13 protein-coding genes and 1 pseudogene are annotated in these 15297 nt (G+C 70.1%); 8 read left to right on the top strand and 6 right to left on the bottom strand.

Annotation, left to right across the window (positions count from 1 at the left end; all coding sequences use genetic code 11):
- Positions 1 to 11: 11 nt before the first annotated feature.
- Both ACWDY5_RS39815 and ACWDY5_RS39810 read left to right on the top strand, forming a co-directional pair.
- A complete protein-coding gene (locus ACWDY5_RS39815) occupies positions 12 to 635 on the top strand; it encodes a TetR/AcrR family transcriptional regulator (protein ID WP_449727309.1) in 624 nt (207 codons plus the stop codon).
- A gap of 164 nt (positions 636 to 799) precedes the next feature.
- A pseudogene (locus ACWDY5_RS39810) lies at positions 800 to 1411 on the top strand (thiolase family protein); the annotation flags it as partial.
- On the opposite strand, the gene ACWDY5_RS39805 reads toward ACWDY5_RS39810, so the two are convergent.
- Positions 1320 to 2255: a class I adenylate-forming enzyme family protein gene (locus ACWDY5_RS39805; protein WP_449727308.1), complete on the bottom strand. Its 936-nt coding sequence runs from the start codon at positions 2253 to 2255 to the stop codon at positions 1320 to 1322. The pseudogene ACWDY5_RS39810 and the gene ACWDY5_RS39805 sit on opposite strands and share 92 nt — an antisense overlap.
- Before the next feature lie 123 nt (positions 2256 to 2378).
- Here ACWDY5_RS39805 and ACWDY5_RS39800 point away from each other — a divergent pair, with 123 nt between their 5' ends.
- The 3 genes from ACWDY5_RS39800 to ACWDY5_RS39790 all read left to right on the top strand — a co-directional run bounded on the left by ACWDY5_RS39800 (position 2379) and on the right by ACWDY5_RS39790 (position 5062).
- Positions 2379 to 2825 carry a nuclear transport factor 2 family protein gene (locus ACWDY5_RS39800; protein ID WP_449727307.1) on the top strand — a complete coding sequence of 149 codons (447 nt, stop codon included), beginning with the start codon at positions 2379 to 2381 and terminating at the stop codon, positions 2823 to 2825.
- Positions 2826 to 2935: 110 nt separating this feature from the next.
- Positions 2936 to 3307, top strand: a complete 372-nt coding sequence (locus ACWDY5_RS39795; RefSeq protein ID WP_449727306.1) for a MerR family transcriptional regulator — start codon at positions 2936 to 2938, stop codon at positions 3305 to 3307.
- Positions 3308 to 3562: 255 nt separating this feature from the next.
- Positions 3563 to 5062, top strand: coding sequence for a SulP family inorganic anion transporter (locus ACWDY5_RS39790; RefSeq protein WP_449727305.1), 1500 nt, complete (start codon positions 3563 to 3565; stop codon positions 5060 to 5062).
- Positions 5063 to 6057: 995 nt separating this feature from the next.
- Here ACWDY5_RS39790 and ACWDY5_RS39785 read toward each other — a convergent pair.
- Positions 6058 to 7014, bottom strand: a complete 957-nt coding sequence (locus ACWDY5_RS39785) for a hypothetical protein (protein ID WP_449727304.1) — start codon at positions 7012 to 7014, stop codon at positions 6058 to 6060.
- Positions 7015 to 7316: 302 nt separating this feature from the next.
- On the opposite strand from ACWDY5_RS39785, the gene ACWDY5_RS39780 reads away from it, so the two are divergent.
- Positions 7317 to 7913: a mycothiol transferase gene (locus tag ACWDY5_RS39780; protein WP_449727303.1), complete on the top strand. Its 597-nt coding sequence runs from the start codon at positions 7317 to 7319 to the stop codon at positions 7911 to 7913.
- 464 nt (positions 7914 to 8377) lie between these two features.
- Here the strand turns inward: ACWDY5_RS39780 and ACWDY5_RS39775 are convergent, their stop codons facing one another.
- The 4 genes from ACWDY5_RS39775 to ACWDY5_RS39760 form a co-directional block, all read right to left on the bottom strand.
- Positions 8378 to 8650 carry a hypothetical protein gene (locus tag ACWDY5_RS39775; RefSeq protein ID WP_449727302.1) on the bottom strand — a complete coding sequence of 91 codons (273 nt, stop codon included), beginning with the start codon at positions 8648 to 8650 and terminating at the stop codon, positions 8378 to 8380.
- Positions 8651 to 9427: 777 nt separating this feature from the next.
- The gene (locus tag ACWDY5_RS39770) at positions 9428 to 9994 is read right to left on the bottom strand and encodes a YceI family protein (RefSeq protein WP_449727301.1); all 567 of its coding nucleotides are present in this window, start codon (positions 9992 to 9994) and stop codon (positions 9428 to 9430) included.
- A complete protein-coding gene (locus ACWDY5_RS39765; protein WP_449727300.1) occupies positions 9991 to 10548 on the bottom strand; it encodes a dihydrofolate reductase family protein in 558 nt (185 codons plus the stop codon). The genes ACWDY5_RS39770 and ACWDY5_RS39765 overlap by 4 nt, the downstream gene beginning before the upstream one ends.
- A 35-nt stretch (positions 10549 to 10583) precedes the next feature.
- The gene (locus ACWDY5_RS39760) at positions 10584 to 11000 is read right to left on the bottom strand and encodes a VOC family protein (protein WP_449727299.1); all 417 of its coding nucleotides are present in this window, start codon (positions 10998 to 11000) and stop codon (positions 10584 to 10586) included.
- Between the two features lie 91 nt (positions 11001 to 11091).
- Between ACWDY5_RS39760 and ACWDY5_RS39755 the strand changes: the two genes are divergently transcribed.
- Entirely contained in the window at positions 11092 to 12243 is a 1152-nt protein-coding gene (locus ACWDY5_RS39755) for a helix-turn-helix transcriptional regulator (protein WP_449727298.1), read from the top strand.
- 582 nt (positions 12244 to 12825) lie between these two features.
- The coding region (locus tag ACWDY5_RS39750; RefSeq protein WP_449727297.1) for a hypothetical protein at positions 12826 to 15297 on the top strand (2472 nt) is incomplete at its 3' end.

The following is a 15297-nucleotide window of genomic DNA, read 5'->3' as shown; positions in this document are numbered from 1 at the left end:
GGGACGGACCGGTGCCGAAGATCGTCGACCACGAGCAGCGCAGGGCACTCATCATCGAGGGCCTGGTCCGCTTGGCCGCCCGCACCGGCCTGCACGCGGTGAAGCTGCGGGACGTCGCCGCCGAGGCCGAGGTCTCGCTGCGCCAGGTCCAGTACTACTTCGACTCCAAAGCCCACCTGCTGCTGGCCACCCTGGAGTACCTGGAACGGCGCAGCGACGACCGCCTCGCCGCCCGCCTGGCCGCCCTGCCCAGACCGCCCGCGCTGCGCGCCTACCTGACCGCCTTCCTCGCCGAAGCCCTGCCCACCGACCGGCAGAGCCGCGCCTTCCACCAGGTCTTCACCTCCTTCGCGGTGCTGGCCATGACCGAGCCGGAGTACGCCGCGCAGCCCTTCATCGCCGGCCCCCGGCGGCTGGAGCGCCAGCTGACCGAAGTGCTGCGGGCCGCGCAGCAGCAGGGCGAGCTGGCCGAGCACCTCGATCCCGCGCACGAGGCGACCATGCTGCTGACCATGACCCACGGCCTCGGCACCAACGTGCTCGTCGGCCAGCGCACCCCCAAGGACGCGCACGCCGTGCTCGCTTACCACCTGGACCGGCTGCTGGGCGGATCCGAGGGCGCGACAGCGCATTGAGGACGGATTGCTTTTGGGTCTAGGTGGTTTCGCTTCAGTACAGGAGTCCCACGACCACCCACTGCGAGGGCAGGGCAGACAACGGGTCAGCACTTCGACTCGCACTGGCTGGAGGTCCGCGGCAGCGTGGCGCTGTTCGCGGGCCACCTGCACGGGGACAGCCGATGAAGGTCGGGGTGCGCTACCAGGACGTGGCCGCGCCCTACGGCGGGATCTGGTCCTCGCCGTTCGCCAGGTGGCGCGGCTCGCTGGCCGCACCGGCCAGCCTGGACGTCGGGGTGTGGGTGACCCGCCGGGCGCTGGCCACCCGGCGGCTGCCGGCGGAGGAGCTGCGCGGGCTGGTGCTGGGCTGGACGGTGCCCCAGCCCGCCATCTTCTACGGCGGTCCGGTGGTGGCGGCCCGGCTGGGGCTGCCCTCGGTCACCGGGCCGATGGTAAGCCAGGCCTGCGCGACCTCGGTGGCCGCGCTGCACCAGGCGGCAGGCTCGGTGCTGACCGGCGCGGGCGCTCAGCTGGTCGTGGTCGCCGACCGGACCAGCAGGGGGCCGGTGCTGGACTGGCCGCGCGCCTCGGCCGGGCAGGAGCCGGAGACGGAGAACTGGGTGCTGGACAGCTTCCGCCGCGACCCGCTCACCGGGGTGGGCATGCTGGCCACCGCGGAGGCCCTGGCCGCGAAGGCCGGGTTCACCCGCGCGGACGCCGACCGAGTCGCGGTGCTGCGCGGTGAGCAGTACGCGGCCTCCATGGCCGACAGCCGCGCCTTCCAGCGCCGGTTCCTGGTGGAGGTGGCAGAGGAGGACGGCCGGGTGCTGCTGGCCGCGGATGAGGGGTGCCCAGCACGTAGGTCAGCGTGGCCCGGTGCGTCCGCGCCGAGGGCCAGAACCCCGAGGCGGAGAACCGGGGTAGCACGACCAGGGGCACACCGCCCATGAGGCAGAGCGCGGTCTTCCACTGCGGGTCCACGTAGGAGAACGCCTGCGCGGTGAGCACGACGTCGTCCGCGCGCAGTCCGGCATGCACGGCGATCTGCCAGGCCGTGCGCAACCAGTACTCGTGGGTGAGCATGCAGGCCTTGGGAAAACCGGTGGTGCCCGAGGTGTACTGCAGGTTGGCCAGCGCCCGCACCGGCCACCCGGCAGCACCCGCCGGCGTTCGGGCCAAGGTGCTCTCGGTGTGCACCGGCACCGCGGCCCCGAGGTCGGCGAGCACCGAACGGACCAGGTCCTCGTCGCGGTCGGAGGTCAGCACCGCGGTGCTGCCGGAGTCGGCGAGCACGTGGGCCAGATCGGCGCTGCGGCACCGGATGTCCACCGGCACCGCGACCGCGCCCGCCCGCAGCACGGCCAGCCACAGCAGCGGCCAGCAGGCGAGGTTCGCCGCCATGATCGCCACCCGGTCCCCTGGCCCGAACCCGGCCGCGCGCAGCCCCTCGGCCAGCTCCAGGGTTCGCTGCCCGGCTTCGCCGAAGCTGACGCTCCGGTCGGGGCAGCGCAGGAACTCGCGATCACCGTGCCGCCGCGCGGCATCGGCCAGCAGGGAGCTCAGGTCGGTCCACGGCGGACCACCGGGTGCGTCCTCGGTGTCGAACAGGACCGCCGAACTCGTCCTGATCCGGTTCATCCGGCCTCCTCGGAGCAGTAGATCCCCCTTGTGTCCCAACGCAAACTCCGCGCCCTCAACCCGAGCGCCAGCCAACCTCAAGGCTCGAGAATGGCTTGAGAACGACCAATGATCCTGCTCGACATGACCTCTCACCAGGAAGCGCCCACCGCCGTCAGTCCCGCGCTGTACCAGGAGATCCAGCAGTTCTACGCAAGCCACGTCCGCACCGTCGACGAGGGCAGGCCGGATGCCTGGGCCGCCGACTTCACCGAGGACGCGGTGTTCGGCACCAACGGCCGGCCGGAACCTCTGGTCGGACGGGAGACCATCCGCCGCAACGCGCAGGAGGCCGCGCAGCGGCTGCGCGCCGAAGGCATCGCCCGCAGGCACTGGTTGGGCATGCTGGAGGCCTACCAGCAGTCAGACGGCTCAGTGCTCGCCCGGACCTACACGCAGATCATCCGAACCCCGCCCGGCGGCCCGAGCCAGCTGGAGCTCGCCTGCCTGTGCGAGGACGTGCTGGTGCGCGAGGGCGGCAGGTTGCTGGTGCACCGGCGTCAGGTCAACCGAGACGACATGCCCTCGTAGGGTCGCGGCCCGGGTGCGAGTCAGGATCTCGCGGCACGACGCCGCCTGCCCGCCAATGACAGAATGGCCGGACATTGTTCGACGATGGAAGGACCAGCGTGGGCGGGCAGATGCAGATTGGTGAGGTGGCCGAGCGGACCGGTCTCTCCCTGCGCACGATCCGCTACTACGAAGAGGTCGGCCTGGTCATCCCCAGCGAGCGCAGCCAGGGCGGCTTCCGTCTGTACACCGAACCCGACGTCGACCGGCTGCGCGTCATCATGCGCATGAAGCCCCTGGGCTTCCAGTTGGAGGAGATGCGGGAACTGCTCGGCCTCCTGGACTCCCTCACCGACCCGGACAGCCCAGAGCGTGCCAGCTACCTGGAGCGCCTCGCCGAGTTCTGGTCCGCCGCCGAGGAACGCTGCAGGCAACTGCGAAAGCAGCTCACCATCGCGGAGGACTTCGCCGCCACCTTGCGGTCCCACCTGCCAAGGCCCTGACCACTTCCCCTCGCGGCCCCTTGCCGCGACGACCTCGGCAGTGCCCACGATCACATGAGCCGCCCGTATCCCTACCCTAACGTTAAGGTAGGGTTTCCCTGGTCGCACCGGAGAAGCTGCGACTGGTCGCCGATGCCGCCACCGCGGTCCACCGGGGCCTTGCGAGGCGACGCGTGACGACGTCCGCGTGAGCCGCTCAGACCCGCACATCCCGCGAACACCACCAGAGTGCTCGCACACACCCCGAGGTGACGCTTGTCCTCCCACGAGGCGGCCGTACGGCCCTCCCTGCTGTCCCGGATCCGCACAACTTGGTTCGCCAACCCCCGCGCCGATCTGCTCTCCGGCTTGGTCGTGGCACTGGCCCTGATCCCGGAGGCGCTGTCCTTCTCCATCATCGCCGGCGTCGACCCCAAGGTCGGCCTCTACGCGTCGTTCACGATCGCCATCATCATCGCCTTCTCCGGCGGCCGCCCCGGCATGATCTCGGCGGCCACCGGCGCGATGGCGCTGGTGGTAGTGCCGCTGGTGCGTGACCACGGCGTCGAGTACCTGTTCGCGGCCACCGTCCTGACCGGCGTCTTCCAGGTCCTGTTCGGCCTCATCGGCGTGCACAAGCTGATGCGCTTCGTGCCCCGCACCGTGATGGTGGGCTTCGTCAACGCCTTGGCCCTCCTGCTGTTCACCGCCCAGATCCCGCACATCACCACGGGCGGGCTGCCGGTCATCGGCCTGGCCGTGCTCGGCCTGGGCATCATCTACCTGCTCCCCCGGCTCACCAAGGCGATCCCCGCTCCCCTGGTGGCCATCGTGGTGATCACCTCGCTCACGGTGTTCCTGCACATCTCCGTGCCCACCGTGGGCGACATGGGCCAACTGCCCGAAGCCCTGCCGGCATTCGGCCTGCCGATGGTGCCCTTCACCCTGGAAACGCTGACGATCATCGCGCCGTACGCCCTGACACTGGCCGTGGTCGGTCTGGTCGAGTCGCTGCTGACCGCGCAACTGCTCGACGACCTCACCGACACCCCGTCCAGGAAAGGCATGGAGGTCCGGGGACAAGGCGTTGCCAACGTCGCCACCGGCTTCCTCGGCGGCATGGCCGGTTGCGCGATGATCGGCCAGTCCATCATCAACATCAAGTCAGGCGGCCGCAGCCGGCTGTCCACTTTGGCCGCGGGTGTCTTCCTGCTGATCCTCGTCTTCGCCCTCGGCCCGGTCGTCTCGCTGATCCCGATGGCCGCCCTCGTCGCGGTCATGATCTTCGTCTCGGTCTCCACCTTCGACTGGACCAGCATCAAACCCAGCGCACTGCGCCGATCCCCGAAGAGCGAGACCACCGTGATGGTGGTGACGGTCGGCACCGTGGTGGCCACCCACAACCTGGCCCTGGGGGTCGTGGCGGGCGCGCTGCTCGCGGCGATCTTCTTCGCCCGCCGGGTCGCCCACGTCGTCGAGGTCTCCAGCGTGCTCGACCCGGAAGGCAACGTCCGCGTCTACGCGGTGACCGGCGAGCTGTTCTTCGCCTCCAGCAACGAGCTCATGCACGCCTTCGACTACACCGACACCCAAACCCGCACGGTCGTCATCGACCTCTCCGGCGCCCACGTGTGGGACACCTCCGCGGTGGCCACCCTGGACGCGGTCAGCGCCAAGTTCGCCGCACGCGGCATCGAGGCGGAGATCGTCGGCCTCAACCCGCACAGCGAGCAGCTGCACCGCAAACTCACCGGACAACTGGCAAGTTCGCACTGAGCAGCCACCGGGACCACGGGGGCAAGGTGACCATTGTCTTGTCCCTTCTCCGGCTCCAGCCGACCGAGTGGCACCGCCACCCTGCGAGCCGACAAGGGCGGCCGAGTCGCGCACCGGGGCGCGACCATCGTCTCCGGGCCGTCTTGAGCCTTGGCCCACCGAGAGTGACCTCGCCTTGCTGCATGCTGGGCAGGAGCGCGCCAGCGTCCGGCGAGGCCACGGAGCTCGTTCAGCGTCGTGCATGGCATCGCCTCAGGGGAGACGGCCGACCGATGTGTGTAGCAAACCGATGATGAAACGGCCGGTGCCGCTGTATCGCGCCTGTTCAGCAAGTGTCGTCCCCGCACACGCGGGGCTGGTCCGTAGCTGCGCGGAGCGCAGCCCCAGCGGGAGCTGTCGTCCCCGCACAAGCGGGGGTGGTCCCAGCGCCATGTGACCGCGCAGGCCCAGCGACAGGTCGTCCCCGCGCGTGCGAGGGTGGTCCGTGCGCCAGTTCGCCGGTGAGACGCGGTGGTCTGTCGTCCCCGCGCGAGCGGGGATAGTCCGGCGCAGTGGTACTCGGGTCAGACTGAGGATGGACACGTTCACCAGGCGCTACCCGACGTACCTTGCTGGCGAAGTACACCCGACCGGGGCCACCTAACGCGGCCCGCAGGTTCAGCGCCGCGGGTAGGGTTTCCGGTGTGATCTCACCGAATCAGGGAGATTTCACCGGCCTGGGGGTTCAACTCCGGCCTCGGACACAGAAATGTCGCGTCCCTGCACAAGGCAGGTGTTCATGCGAACCATGATGGTCGCCTGACCTGCAAATAGTCCGCCGAGGCCATCTTCGTTAGTGGCCAGGCGCCGGTGAACGCGAGCCTGGCGCCGTTCATTTCACGTCTTCAGGTCAGCTTGATCGCTGTTCGACGGCTTCGTCCTTCGACAGGTCGATCTCGATGTAGCTGACCGAGTTGCGGATGGCCGCGTAGCAGTCCCCCACCGAGCGGGCGGTCTCACCAGACGCGGGCGAGTAGGCGCCGGACCGTCCCCGCATCCACGCTGCTGCCATCGGCCCGGGTGATCCCAGCGGCCCGTTCAGCCAGCTCCTCCACAGTAACTCGGGAGAGCAGCTCGTGCGTGGCGGCGCGGTTGACGATCCTGGCCGATCGCATGGCCTCGCGCAGCCGATCGGCGTGGTGCCGGCCAGGTCGTTGTGCCCGGAACAGCGGAATCGTTGCGTCCCATACCTCAGGCACGAACAGAAGTGCCAGATCGTCGGTGGGATCCACGGGCGGGCTCGGCGGCCGGACACCAAGCCTGGCGAAGTCGCGGTCGAGGTCCGCGCGGCGTTGTTCGGCCCGTTGCAGGCGCTCAAGCGAAGTCGGGCGGTTGTTGTTATTGCGCTGGTAGGCCTGGATGGCCCAGTCGGAGTTCCGGTGTTGGCGTGGGCGCGGGTCGGCGTGGCCGTCGCCGTAGAACTCCAACAGCCGAGTCAACCACTCCTGCAGGGAGACCGCGGGCATCGGCGGCGCGGGCGCTTGTCGGCTGTTGGCCTGGCAGTCTGGGTCGGCCTGGCGCCAAGCGCGCATCCGCTGGTTGAGGTAGCCCAGCAGCGGGCCTGCGGGCTGGATCCGGCCGTCACCGGTCGACCACGGCAGAACCTTCTTGCCATCCGGATCGAAGTCCAGCGCGCGGACGAACGCGGCGTTGCACCAACCCGCCTTGTAGAACGGGGTGAAGAAGTTGGTCAGCTCACGGAGGTGATCGCGGTGCCACAAGGCCACGCTGAGCAGGGTCAGCACGGCGCAGTTCACCTGCGCACCGGTCTCCGCGGCGACCATGCCCGGCCACGACCGCGTCTGGGCGATCCACCACGGTGCTGGGCCACGATTGCCAAGGCGTGAGTAGGCACGCATGAGCTCGGCGGTGATGGGTGAGGCCGACGTGCCGGGCTCGTTGTCATGCTCCACGTGCGCTCCTGGCGAGGATGTTCTCCATGGTCGCGGTGCTGGTTTGGGGGGCTGTGGGTCTCACCGCGCGTGACATGTCGATCTTGAATGACCTGCCGTTTCGCAGTTGTCCCACGGCCATGCCACCCAAGATCAGTCTCAGACCGGTGTCATTTCCTCGGCCCCTACGCCCTGCTGTGTTGTGTCGGGTGTGCCCGAGCTGTGAAGTCTTCAGTCTGGCTGGCGAGGCGTGGGCCGAGTCGGCGACACTACTCGACCGGCTCAGCGCACCATTGTCCGCATCAGGTCTACGGTGTGCTCCCATGACCAACAGCGATCCCCCATGGGAGCCACCCCTGGCCGGTAGCGAGGTCGAGCACCTCATGGGTGCGCTCAACCGGCTGCGCACGACCTTTCGATGGAAGGCCGACAACCTCGACGCGGCCGGGCTCCGGACCCGCATCGGCGCCTCCTCGCTGACCCTCGGCGGCCTGCTCAAACACCTCGCCGCTGCGGAGGACTACATGTTCACCACCAAACTGAGCGGGGAGCCGATAGGCCCACCATGGGACGCCATCGGCTGGGACGGCAGCAACGACTGGGAGTACACCTTCACCTCCGCCGTCAACGACACCCCCGAGCAGCTCTACGCGCTGTGGGACGGCGCTGTCGAACGATCCCGGGCTCGTCTCGGCGCGGCCTTGGCCGACGGCGGACTCGACCAACTCGTTCACCAGTCCTGGCCCGACGGAGGCCATGCCAGCCTGCGCCGACTCGTCTGCGACCTGATCGAGGAGTACGGCCGGCACACCGGACACGCCGATCTGCTCCGCGAAGCCGTGGACGGTCTGGTCGGTGAGGACCCTCCGTGCGGATGGCACCCCAAGAGCGGTCCAACTGGCCAGAGCAGCCGACCGTAGCGCTGCCGACACCAGTCTCAGTGACCTTGGCGGATCCGCCAACGGTCCGCCACCGCTACTGAGAATCCGGGAGCTTCCTCCGTGAGAGGCGATGGCGTCGATCTCATCCAGGGTCGGCTGGAGCAGGTGAAGGCCGGGGCTTCGGCGCCGTGGGCCAGCAGGCGGGCGGCGATGTGGAGGCGGCAGAGGTAGGCAAGGTCGTGTTCGGTCAGGCGCGGGTGGGTGTGGCGGGCCAGGTGCCGGGCTGGCGGTGAAGAACAGCTTCGAGCGGGCGTTGGCCAAGATCGCGGCGTGCGGGTCCTTACTGAGCTGGTCGAGGCTCCGCCCGTCAGCAGGCGGGTCTGGATGGTGATGTGCGGGTGGCGCAGGCGGAGGCGGCGGTAGTAGTTGCACCCGGTGCAGGGGGCGAAGGCGGCGGCGATGGCGTGCCCCCGGCCGCGCAGCGCCGCGCGGACGGCCGCGGCCTACTGCGGCGTGGGGTGGCCGACGGTGGGGGTGAGCAGGTGCCGCAGGCTACCGATCATGGCGGGGCACCGGCCGGTGCGGAGCCGGGTGGCACGGCGGCGGGCGCGGGCCAGGCGGAGCCCGGTGACCGGGCGGGCCAGGATCCGCACCCGGACGGCGTCCTGCGGCCCCAGGCCGGTGGCGGCGCTGAGCAAGGCGCGCAGAGGGTCGGTGGCGAACTTTGTGCGCAGGGGCAGCACCTCCGCACGGGCGAGCCGGAGTTCTCCGCCCACGGCCGCCGCCTGGTCGTGGTGGCAAGGCGGTGGTGCGGGTGTGCGCACCGGGCCACGCGGCTTCGACTGCTCGCTCGACGAGGCCGAGCGGCACGGTGCCGGGTACCCACAGCTGGATCTGCACGCCCTCGACGGTGAAGGTGTACTCGAAGCTCAGGTGCGGCTGCCCGTGCAGCAAGCGCTTCCAGGCGGGGCCGAGCAGGCCGATCAGGTTGGCCCACCACGTGATCCCACCGTCCGGTTCGAAAACGGGTGGAACCAGCACGGTGATCAGCCGCGCTTTCGCAGCCCTGCGGGCCTGCCCGCGGCGGCGCCAGCGTCTCCGCGCCCAGGCGGTGGCCGCGAGCGCGAGGGCGAGCGCTGGTCCGGCCAGCGGGCTCCCCGGAAGCAGCGCGGCGGACCTCACGCACCACTCGCGGGCGGGAAATCTCACGTAGATTTCGTGTTCAAGTGCCTATGGGCCGCACGATCGCACGATCGCGTGGCCCTTTCTCCGTTTCACTCATCGGGACCACCTCAACGGGGGTGGCCCGTGGCTGAGTCGACCATCCGGCCGGTCCGGCTCCCCAGCGAGCCCCAGCCGGTCCCGCCCACTCCGCTCCCCGGCCGGGGCCTACCGCTGGGCGAACTGGCCGCATGCCTCCGGCGGTTCGGCTTGCCTACACCAGGGCGGCTTGAAATGGCCCCACCTAGCGGTTTGGTGTGGCAATGGTCTATCAAAGGAGAGTCCGGGCACTGGGAAGGAAGTCGTGGTGGCGAGCCATCGCGCTGTCAGGGTCAGGATTCGAGCATGGCCTGGATGTCCAGCTGGATGGTGATCTTGTCGCCAACGACGATCTTCTGACCTTCGCCGGCACCGGCGCCAACGCCGTAGTCCGATCGCCGGATCGTCGTGGTTGCCGAGATCCCGATCCGTTGCTCGCCCTGCAATCCGGTCTCGTCGAGGCCGAGGAACTCGACTTCCATGGTGACGTCGCGCGTGATGCTCCGGATCGTCAGCTTTCCAAGCAGTTCGAGCAACCCGTCGTGCACGGTGAGGCCGGTGCTCTCGAAGGTCATATCGGGATGACGGTCGACGTCGAAGAAGTTGACCGAGCGTAGATCGTCGTCGCGCATGCGGTTTGCGGTGTTCACCGAACTCATGGAGATCGTCGCGGTGGCGGAGCAGTCGGCCGGCTCTTCGGTGGTCGTCACGTGACCGGTGAATTGCTCGAAGGTTCCGCGGACCTTGCCCATCAGATGGCGAACCGAGAACCCGATGGAACTATGCGCCGGATCGATGGTCCAGGTGCCCACGGGAACCCTGACGTCGAGAGCGTCGATTGTCAGCAATGCGACAGTCATGGCTGTTTCCCTTCGCGATGGACTATGCGGTAACGCAGATGTGTGGCGTTGCGGCCTTCGAGCTGGCGGACGAGCTCCAGTTCGATGTGACCGAGTCCGGCCGGCTCGAACAGCCGCCGTCCGCCACCCAGCAGTACGGGGACAAGGTGCAGTTCAAGTTCGTCGAGCTGGCCGGCTGCCAGCAACGCCTGCGCCGCACTCGCGCCGTGGACCAGCACGGCTCGATCTCCCGCTGCTTCCCGGGCCTCGGTGGCACACGCGTTGACGTCGGTGTAGTACTTCACGCTGCCCGGCGGCTCGTCGGCTGGGTCGATGTTGTGGGTGAGCACGTGGACCGGCACTCCGTCGTGGTGGTCGCCTTGCCATCGACCGGCCAGCTCGTACGTGCGGCGTCCGGATATCACGGCGCCGGTCGCCATGAGCTCGGCGTACACCTGCCCGTTGATCCCCTCGGACATCCGGTCGTCGAGCCAGTTGAACAGCCGCCCTCCGTTGCGGCCGAGTTCCTGGCCCGGCCGGTCGTCCGGTCCGGCGATGTACCCGTCGACCGACATAGACATGTAAAGCCGCAGTGGCGTCCTACTCATCCTCATTCCCCTTCCTCTGGCCAGTCCGCGGCGGTGATGCCGTCGGCGTGGCCCGCCGGCCACTGGACGAGTTCGATCCGTCGACCGTCCGGGTCGGCGATGAACGTCGTCTTCAGGCCGTCATCGCTTTCCTGCCCGGGGGCGACCGGTTTGATCCCGTGGCCGGCCAGCACACCGAGCGTGTCGGCCATCGACTCGACCTGCACGACGAAGTGACTCACATCGGTGCCACGGTCGACCGGGTTGCCGTCGTGCACCAGCTCGACGGTGACGAACTCATCGTCGGGGAGCTTGAGCATGGTCAGATGCCCGATCGACGTCTCGGGCACGCAACCGACGACCTCGTAGCCGACAGCCGTGTAGAACGCCAGCGACCGCGCAAGATCGGTCACCCGCAATCCGACGTGCAACGTTCTCATCCCAGTACCTCCCATTGCGTGCGTCGATCATGCTGCGACCTGAGGTCTCGCGACCATCCCCACATTTCTGGGGGTTCGGCTAGGTTGAGGCATGGCCACCACCCAGCCAGTGCACGACCAGCTCCGCGACACCATCTCGCGGCTGGTCCACCGCGGGCTTGGGGTCGAGGACTACTGGCGCGCGGTGAGCGATGCGCTGGATGGCGCGGTGCCGTCAGAGGGCTCCTGCCTGATGACGATGGACCCGGCCACCATGCTGCCGACCGCGGAGTTCGTCGAGAACGGGATGCCCGCGGACGCGATCAGCCGGCTCGTCGAGATCGAGTTACGCCAACCCGACTACACCAAGTGGGTCGACATGGCGCGCGCAGGCAGAACCGCAGCGAGCCTCAGCGACGTCACGGCGGGCGACCTCGACCTCAGCCGGCGTCACCGGGAGGTCCGACGCCCCGGGGGTTACTCCGACGAACTCCGAGTCGTCCTGTCCAGCAGCACCGGCACGTGGGGCGCGCTCACCGTGTTCCGGGAGAAGGACCGCCCCTACTTCTCGCCCTCCGAGGTACAGCTGGTCACATCGCTGACCAGTTTGATCTCGGACGGACTGCGCCGGTCCCTGCTACTGGACGACGCCTGCGCCGACCGCTACGACACCGGAATGCTCGTCCTGGACCCCGATGACGGCGTGGACCTCGCCAATCAGGTGGCCGAGAAATGGATCGACGAACTTGGCATCGGCACAAGAGCAGGCACAACGCTCCCACTGGTGATCCGTGCGGTCGCCAGGCAGGCCCGTGCCGTCGGCGGCTGGGCGGAGGGGCAAGTGGGCGGAGCGAGCACCACACCAGCCAGAGCGCGCGTGCGCACCAAGGCAGGGCGTTGGGTGATAGTTCGGGCATCACTGCTGGGCGAGGGCACGACGGCGCCGGTCGCGGTCCTGCTCGAAGCAGCTCGCCCGGCGGAGATGGCGCCACTGCTGGCCGACGTGTACGGCCTCACCCCCCAGGAACGACGGGTCACCGAATGTGTCGCACAAGGCCTGCCGACCAGACAGATCGCCAACCAGCTTCGGATGTCGGCCTACACCGTCCAGGACCATCTGAAGTCGATCTTCTCCAAGACTGGCACCGGCTCCCGCGGCGACCTCGTCGCCCGCCTGTTCTTCGATCAGCGCGCCATGCGACTCACAGCTCCGCCGGTTACTTCAGACGAGCTGCGCGGCCTCTCGGCAACGGCCAGTCCCTAACGTCTTCTCATGCCGTGAAACGGTGTTCTGGGCTTCGGCACCGCAGCAATGACGCGTAACCGCACTGGGGTCCGACGCGCCAAGGGGCCACTTCAAGCCGCCCGTGGTGGGGCCACCGCGCATCGTGGAAGCCGCCAGGGATACACGACCCTGCAACGGGCGCCGGTTTCCCTGGCGCGGGACGCCGACCGTCCTCACTGGACGGTCGATACGGAGATCAGGTCAATGTGCACGTCCTCCTGCGAAGTCCTAGTGCTCGCTTACGCACCCCGCGGGGCTTCGGCAGTGCCAGTGCTTCCCTGCTGCGAGATCCTGGACATGCCAGGCCCGGTGGGGCGTCTCACCAGAGTCAGGTTGGTCGCGAACGCGGTCGCTTGAAGGTCCTCCAGCCGACCACGCCTCCTGCGCTGCGCGCACAAGGGGAAAGGAGTGTGAAACGGGCCCGTCTCCGATCGCCGTGCCACTGCGGCTCCATCCGCAAGCCCCAGGAGCGTGATGGCACCCCGCAAGCCCGAGCGGGGGTGGACCCGCGTGCCGGATCGCCGCCAATTTCGCTGGCCTGATGCGGAACAATGACCACCGATGTCCGTACAGCTCGCATTCGGCCTGACCGCCGGAGCTGGGTCGCGCTGCTGGCTGCCCGCCTCCGGCGGCCGGAGCACGCCCAGACCCGCCGAGGACCGGGCCGGCGCGCACCCGCCCGGCGCTGCCGTCGCCGTCGGGCCGACCGAGGCAAGCCCCGAGGCGGTCCGGGAAGCGTGCGCGCGGCTGGTCCTGTTGGCGGGCAAGGAGATCGAGGCGGCCGCGGCAGGCGTTGACCTCGGTGGCGGCTTCATCTCGGCGCGGCTGGCCGGGGCGCACAGCGACCGGCGGGACGCGGTGCTGGCCGCTCTGCGGGTCCTCGGCGCCGAGGGCGCGCACCGGCTGGGCGACCGGAGCGCGAGCCTGGTGGCGTTGTTCGGGCCCTCGGCGACCAAGCGGGTCGGCGCGGCCGCGCACGCCGCGGTCGCTGAGGGGCGCTGGGCGGCGCTGGGGCTGGCCTCCGCGGCCTCGGACCTGCTCGGCCCGGAGCAGCTGGAGCAGCTGCTGGACCTGCGCGCGCCGGAGGGGATCGACCCGTTCCCGCGTGGCGCGGCCTCCACGCTGGCCGGGCACCTGGCCAGGGTGCTGGCGGGCTATCCCCGGCCACGGCGGTTCCAGCTGATCGTCAGCCTGTGGCAGCAGGTGTGCGCCCGGTTGGCCGAGCGACAGCGCCTGGCCCGTCTGGCTTTGACGCAGACCAAGGCTGATCGGATCGACAAGCTCCGCGAACGCCACCAGGAGCACTTCGACGAGGGGATGCTGGCAACGCTGGCCTGGGGGCTCGGGGGCCGCCGCCCGACGCTGGCTGCCGCGGCTCGCTGGCCAGCGCCCAAGGAGTGGCCCGCCCACGAACTCCGCCGATTGTTGCACGATGCCATCGCGGCGACCGCGCTGCTGAGGTTCGCCAGGACCGTCTCCGACGAAGGCCTCGCGCTCGCCGCGGCGAAGCACCGCGGCGAGCTGCTCGCGGCCGACGCCTGCCTCACCGAGCGGGAGCGGTCCGAGGCCGCCCGCCGCCGCGAGGGCGCCTACAGCCATCCGGCGCGGCCGGGGTGCTACGTCCACCAGCTGATCCAGCCGTCGCGGCCGGGGCGGGCGATCACCGAGCGGACCGAGGCCGCGGTGCGGACCCGGGTCGCCATGGCCCGCAACTACGGCGTGGTCATCTTCGACGCGGTGACCGAGCAGCTCCGCCAGCTGGCTTGGCGGCCCCTGCACAACTGCTGGGATACCTGTCGGCCGTGGCGGACCGACCGGTTGCACCAGTGGCGCGCCGCGGCGGGGTTCACCCGGCCGCCGGGCGGCTGGGAGCAGCCGCCGCTGGCCGACGCGCACGCCGACGGCCCCGCAGCGCCGCTGGCGCGGCGGCTGGCCGCTGATCCCGGCGCGGATCCGGCCTTGGTCGAAGCGCCGCACGACCTGTTGTGGTTCGCTGACCTCGCCGACGCGCTGGCGCCCTTCCACGGCAACGAGTCCGCCACGGTCCGCATCTCGCGGCCGGTGCCCGAGTTGGACTACCGGAGGCCACCCCCCGATCAGGAGGGGCCGCGCGCCGACTCCGTGCCGCTGGCCGCCGCCGAGGTGGCCCAGCTGGTCGCCTTCGGCGCGGCACCGCCGCCCCGCTCCCGGAGCTGGGCGGCGCTGGCCGAGGGCGTCAGCGCGGCCGCGGTGGTCGCCGAGGCCAGCGTGGGCGCCTTTCCCATCCCCGCCGAAGTGTCCACTGTGGACAAACAGGTCATCCCTGGCGCCGGGCTGGTCGTGGAGGTGGGCCGCGAGCCGGGACAGCTGGCCGCCTGGTCCGGCTACATGGGCAACTGCATCGGCGAGTCCTGGTACGCCGAGCAGGCCCGGCGCGGCCAGTGCGTGCTGATGGCGTTGCGGGACCCGGCTGATGGCCGCATCGTGGCCAACCTGGACATCCGGCGGCACACCGGCGGCTGGCACGTCGACGAGCTGCGCGCGCGGTTCAACGACGACCTCGTCCCGGCACTGGTGGCGCAGGTCAAACGCTGGGTGACCGGCCTCCCGGTGCCCGTGTCCCCTACGGCTGAGCCCCTGGTGCCGGCGCCGCCCGTGCGCGTAAGGGGCGGTGGTGCCCGGCGTTCCGCGGCGGCCCGCCTTCCCGCTGAGCTCTTCCGCGCGCTGACCGCCGAGGTGGAGCGGGAGCTGGCCACGGCGCCGGTCGCCTCGGCCCGGGGAGTCTATGCCGCGCTGGCCCGCGGGATCGGCAAGCCCGGGCAGCCCACCGACTTCGAACCCGAGGCGGCGGTGATCGCGCTGAAACGCCTCGGCCCGGCCGAGCACGTCGAGCTGCTCCGCGCCGCACTGGAGGCCGGGCTCGGCGCGGCCGCGCTGTGGCAGGCCACCCGGGTCCGGCCGCTGGCCGCCGCGGTGCACCGGCTCGACCCGGCGCTGCGCGAGTACGACCGCGTCGCCACGCTCACCGGCGCGGACCCGCTGCCGCGCTCGCTG

The sequence above is a fragment of the Crossiella sp. NPDC003009 genome (genome assembly GCF_053591555.1).
This window is presented reverse-complemented; position numbering and strand designations above follow the sequence as displayed.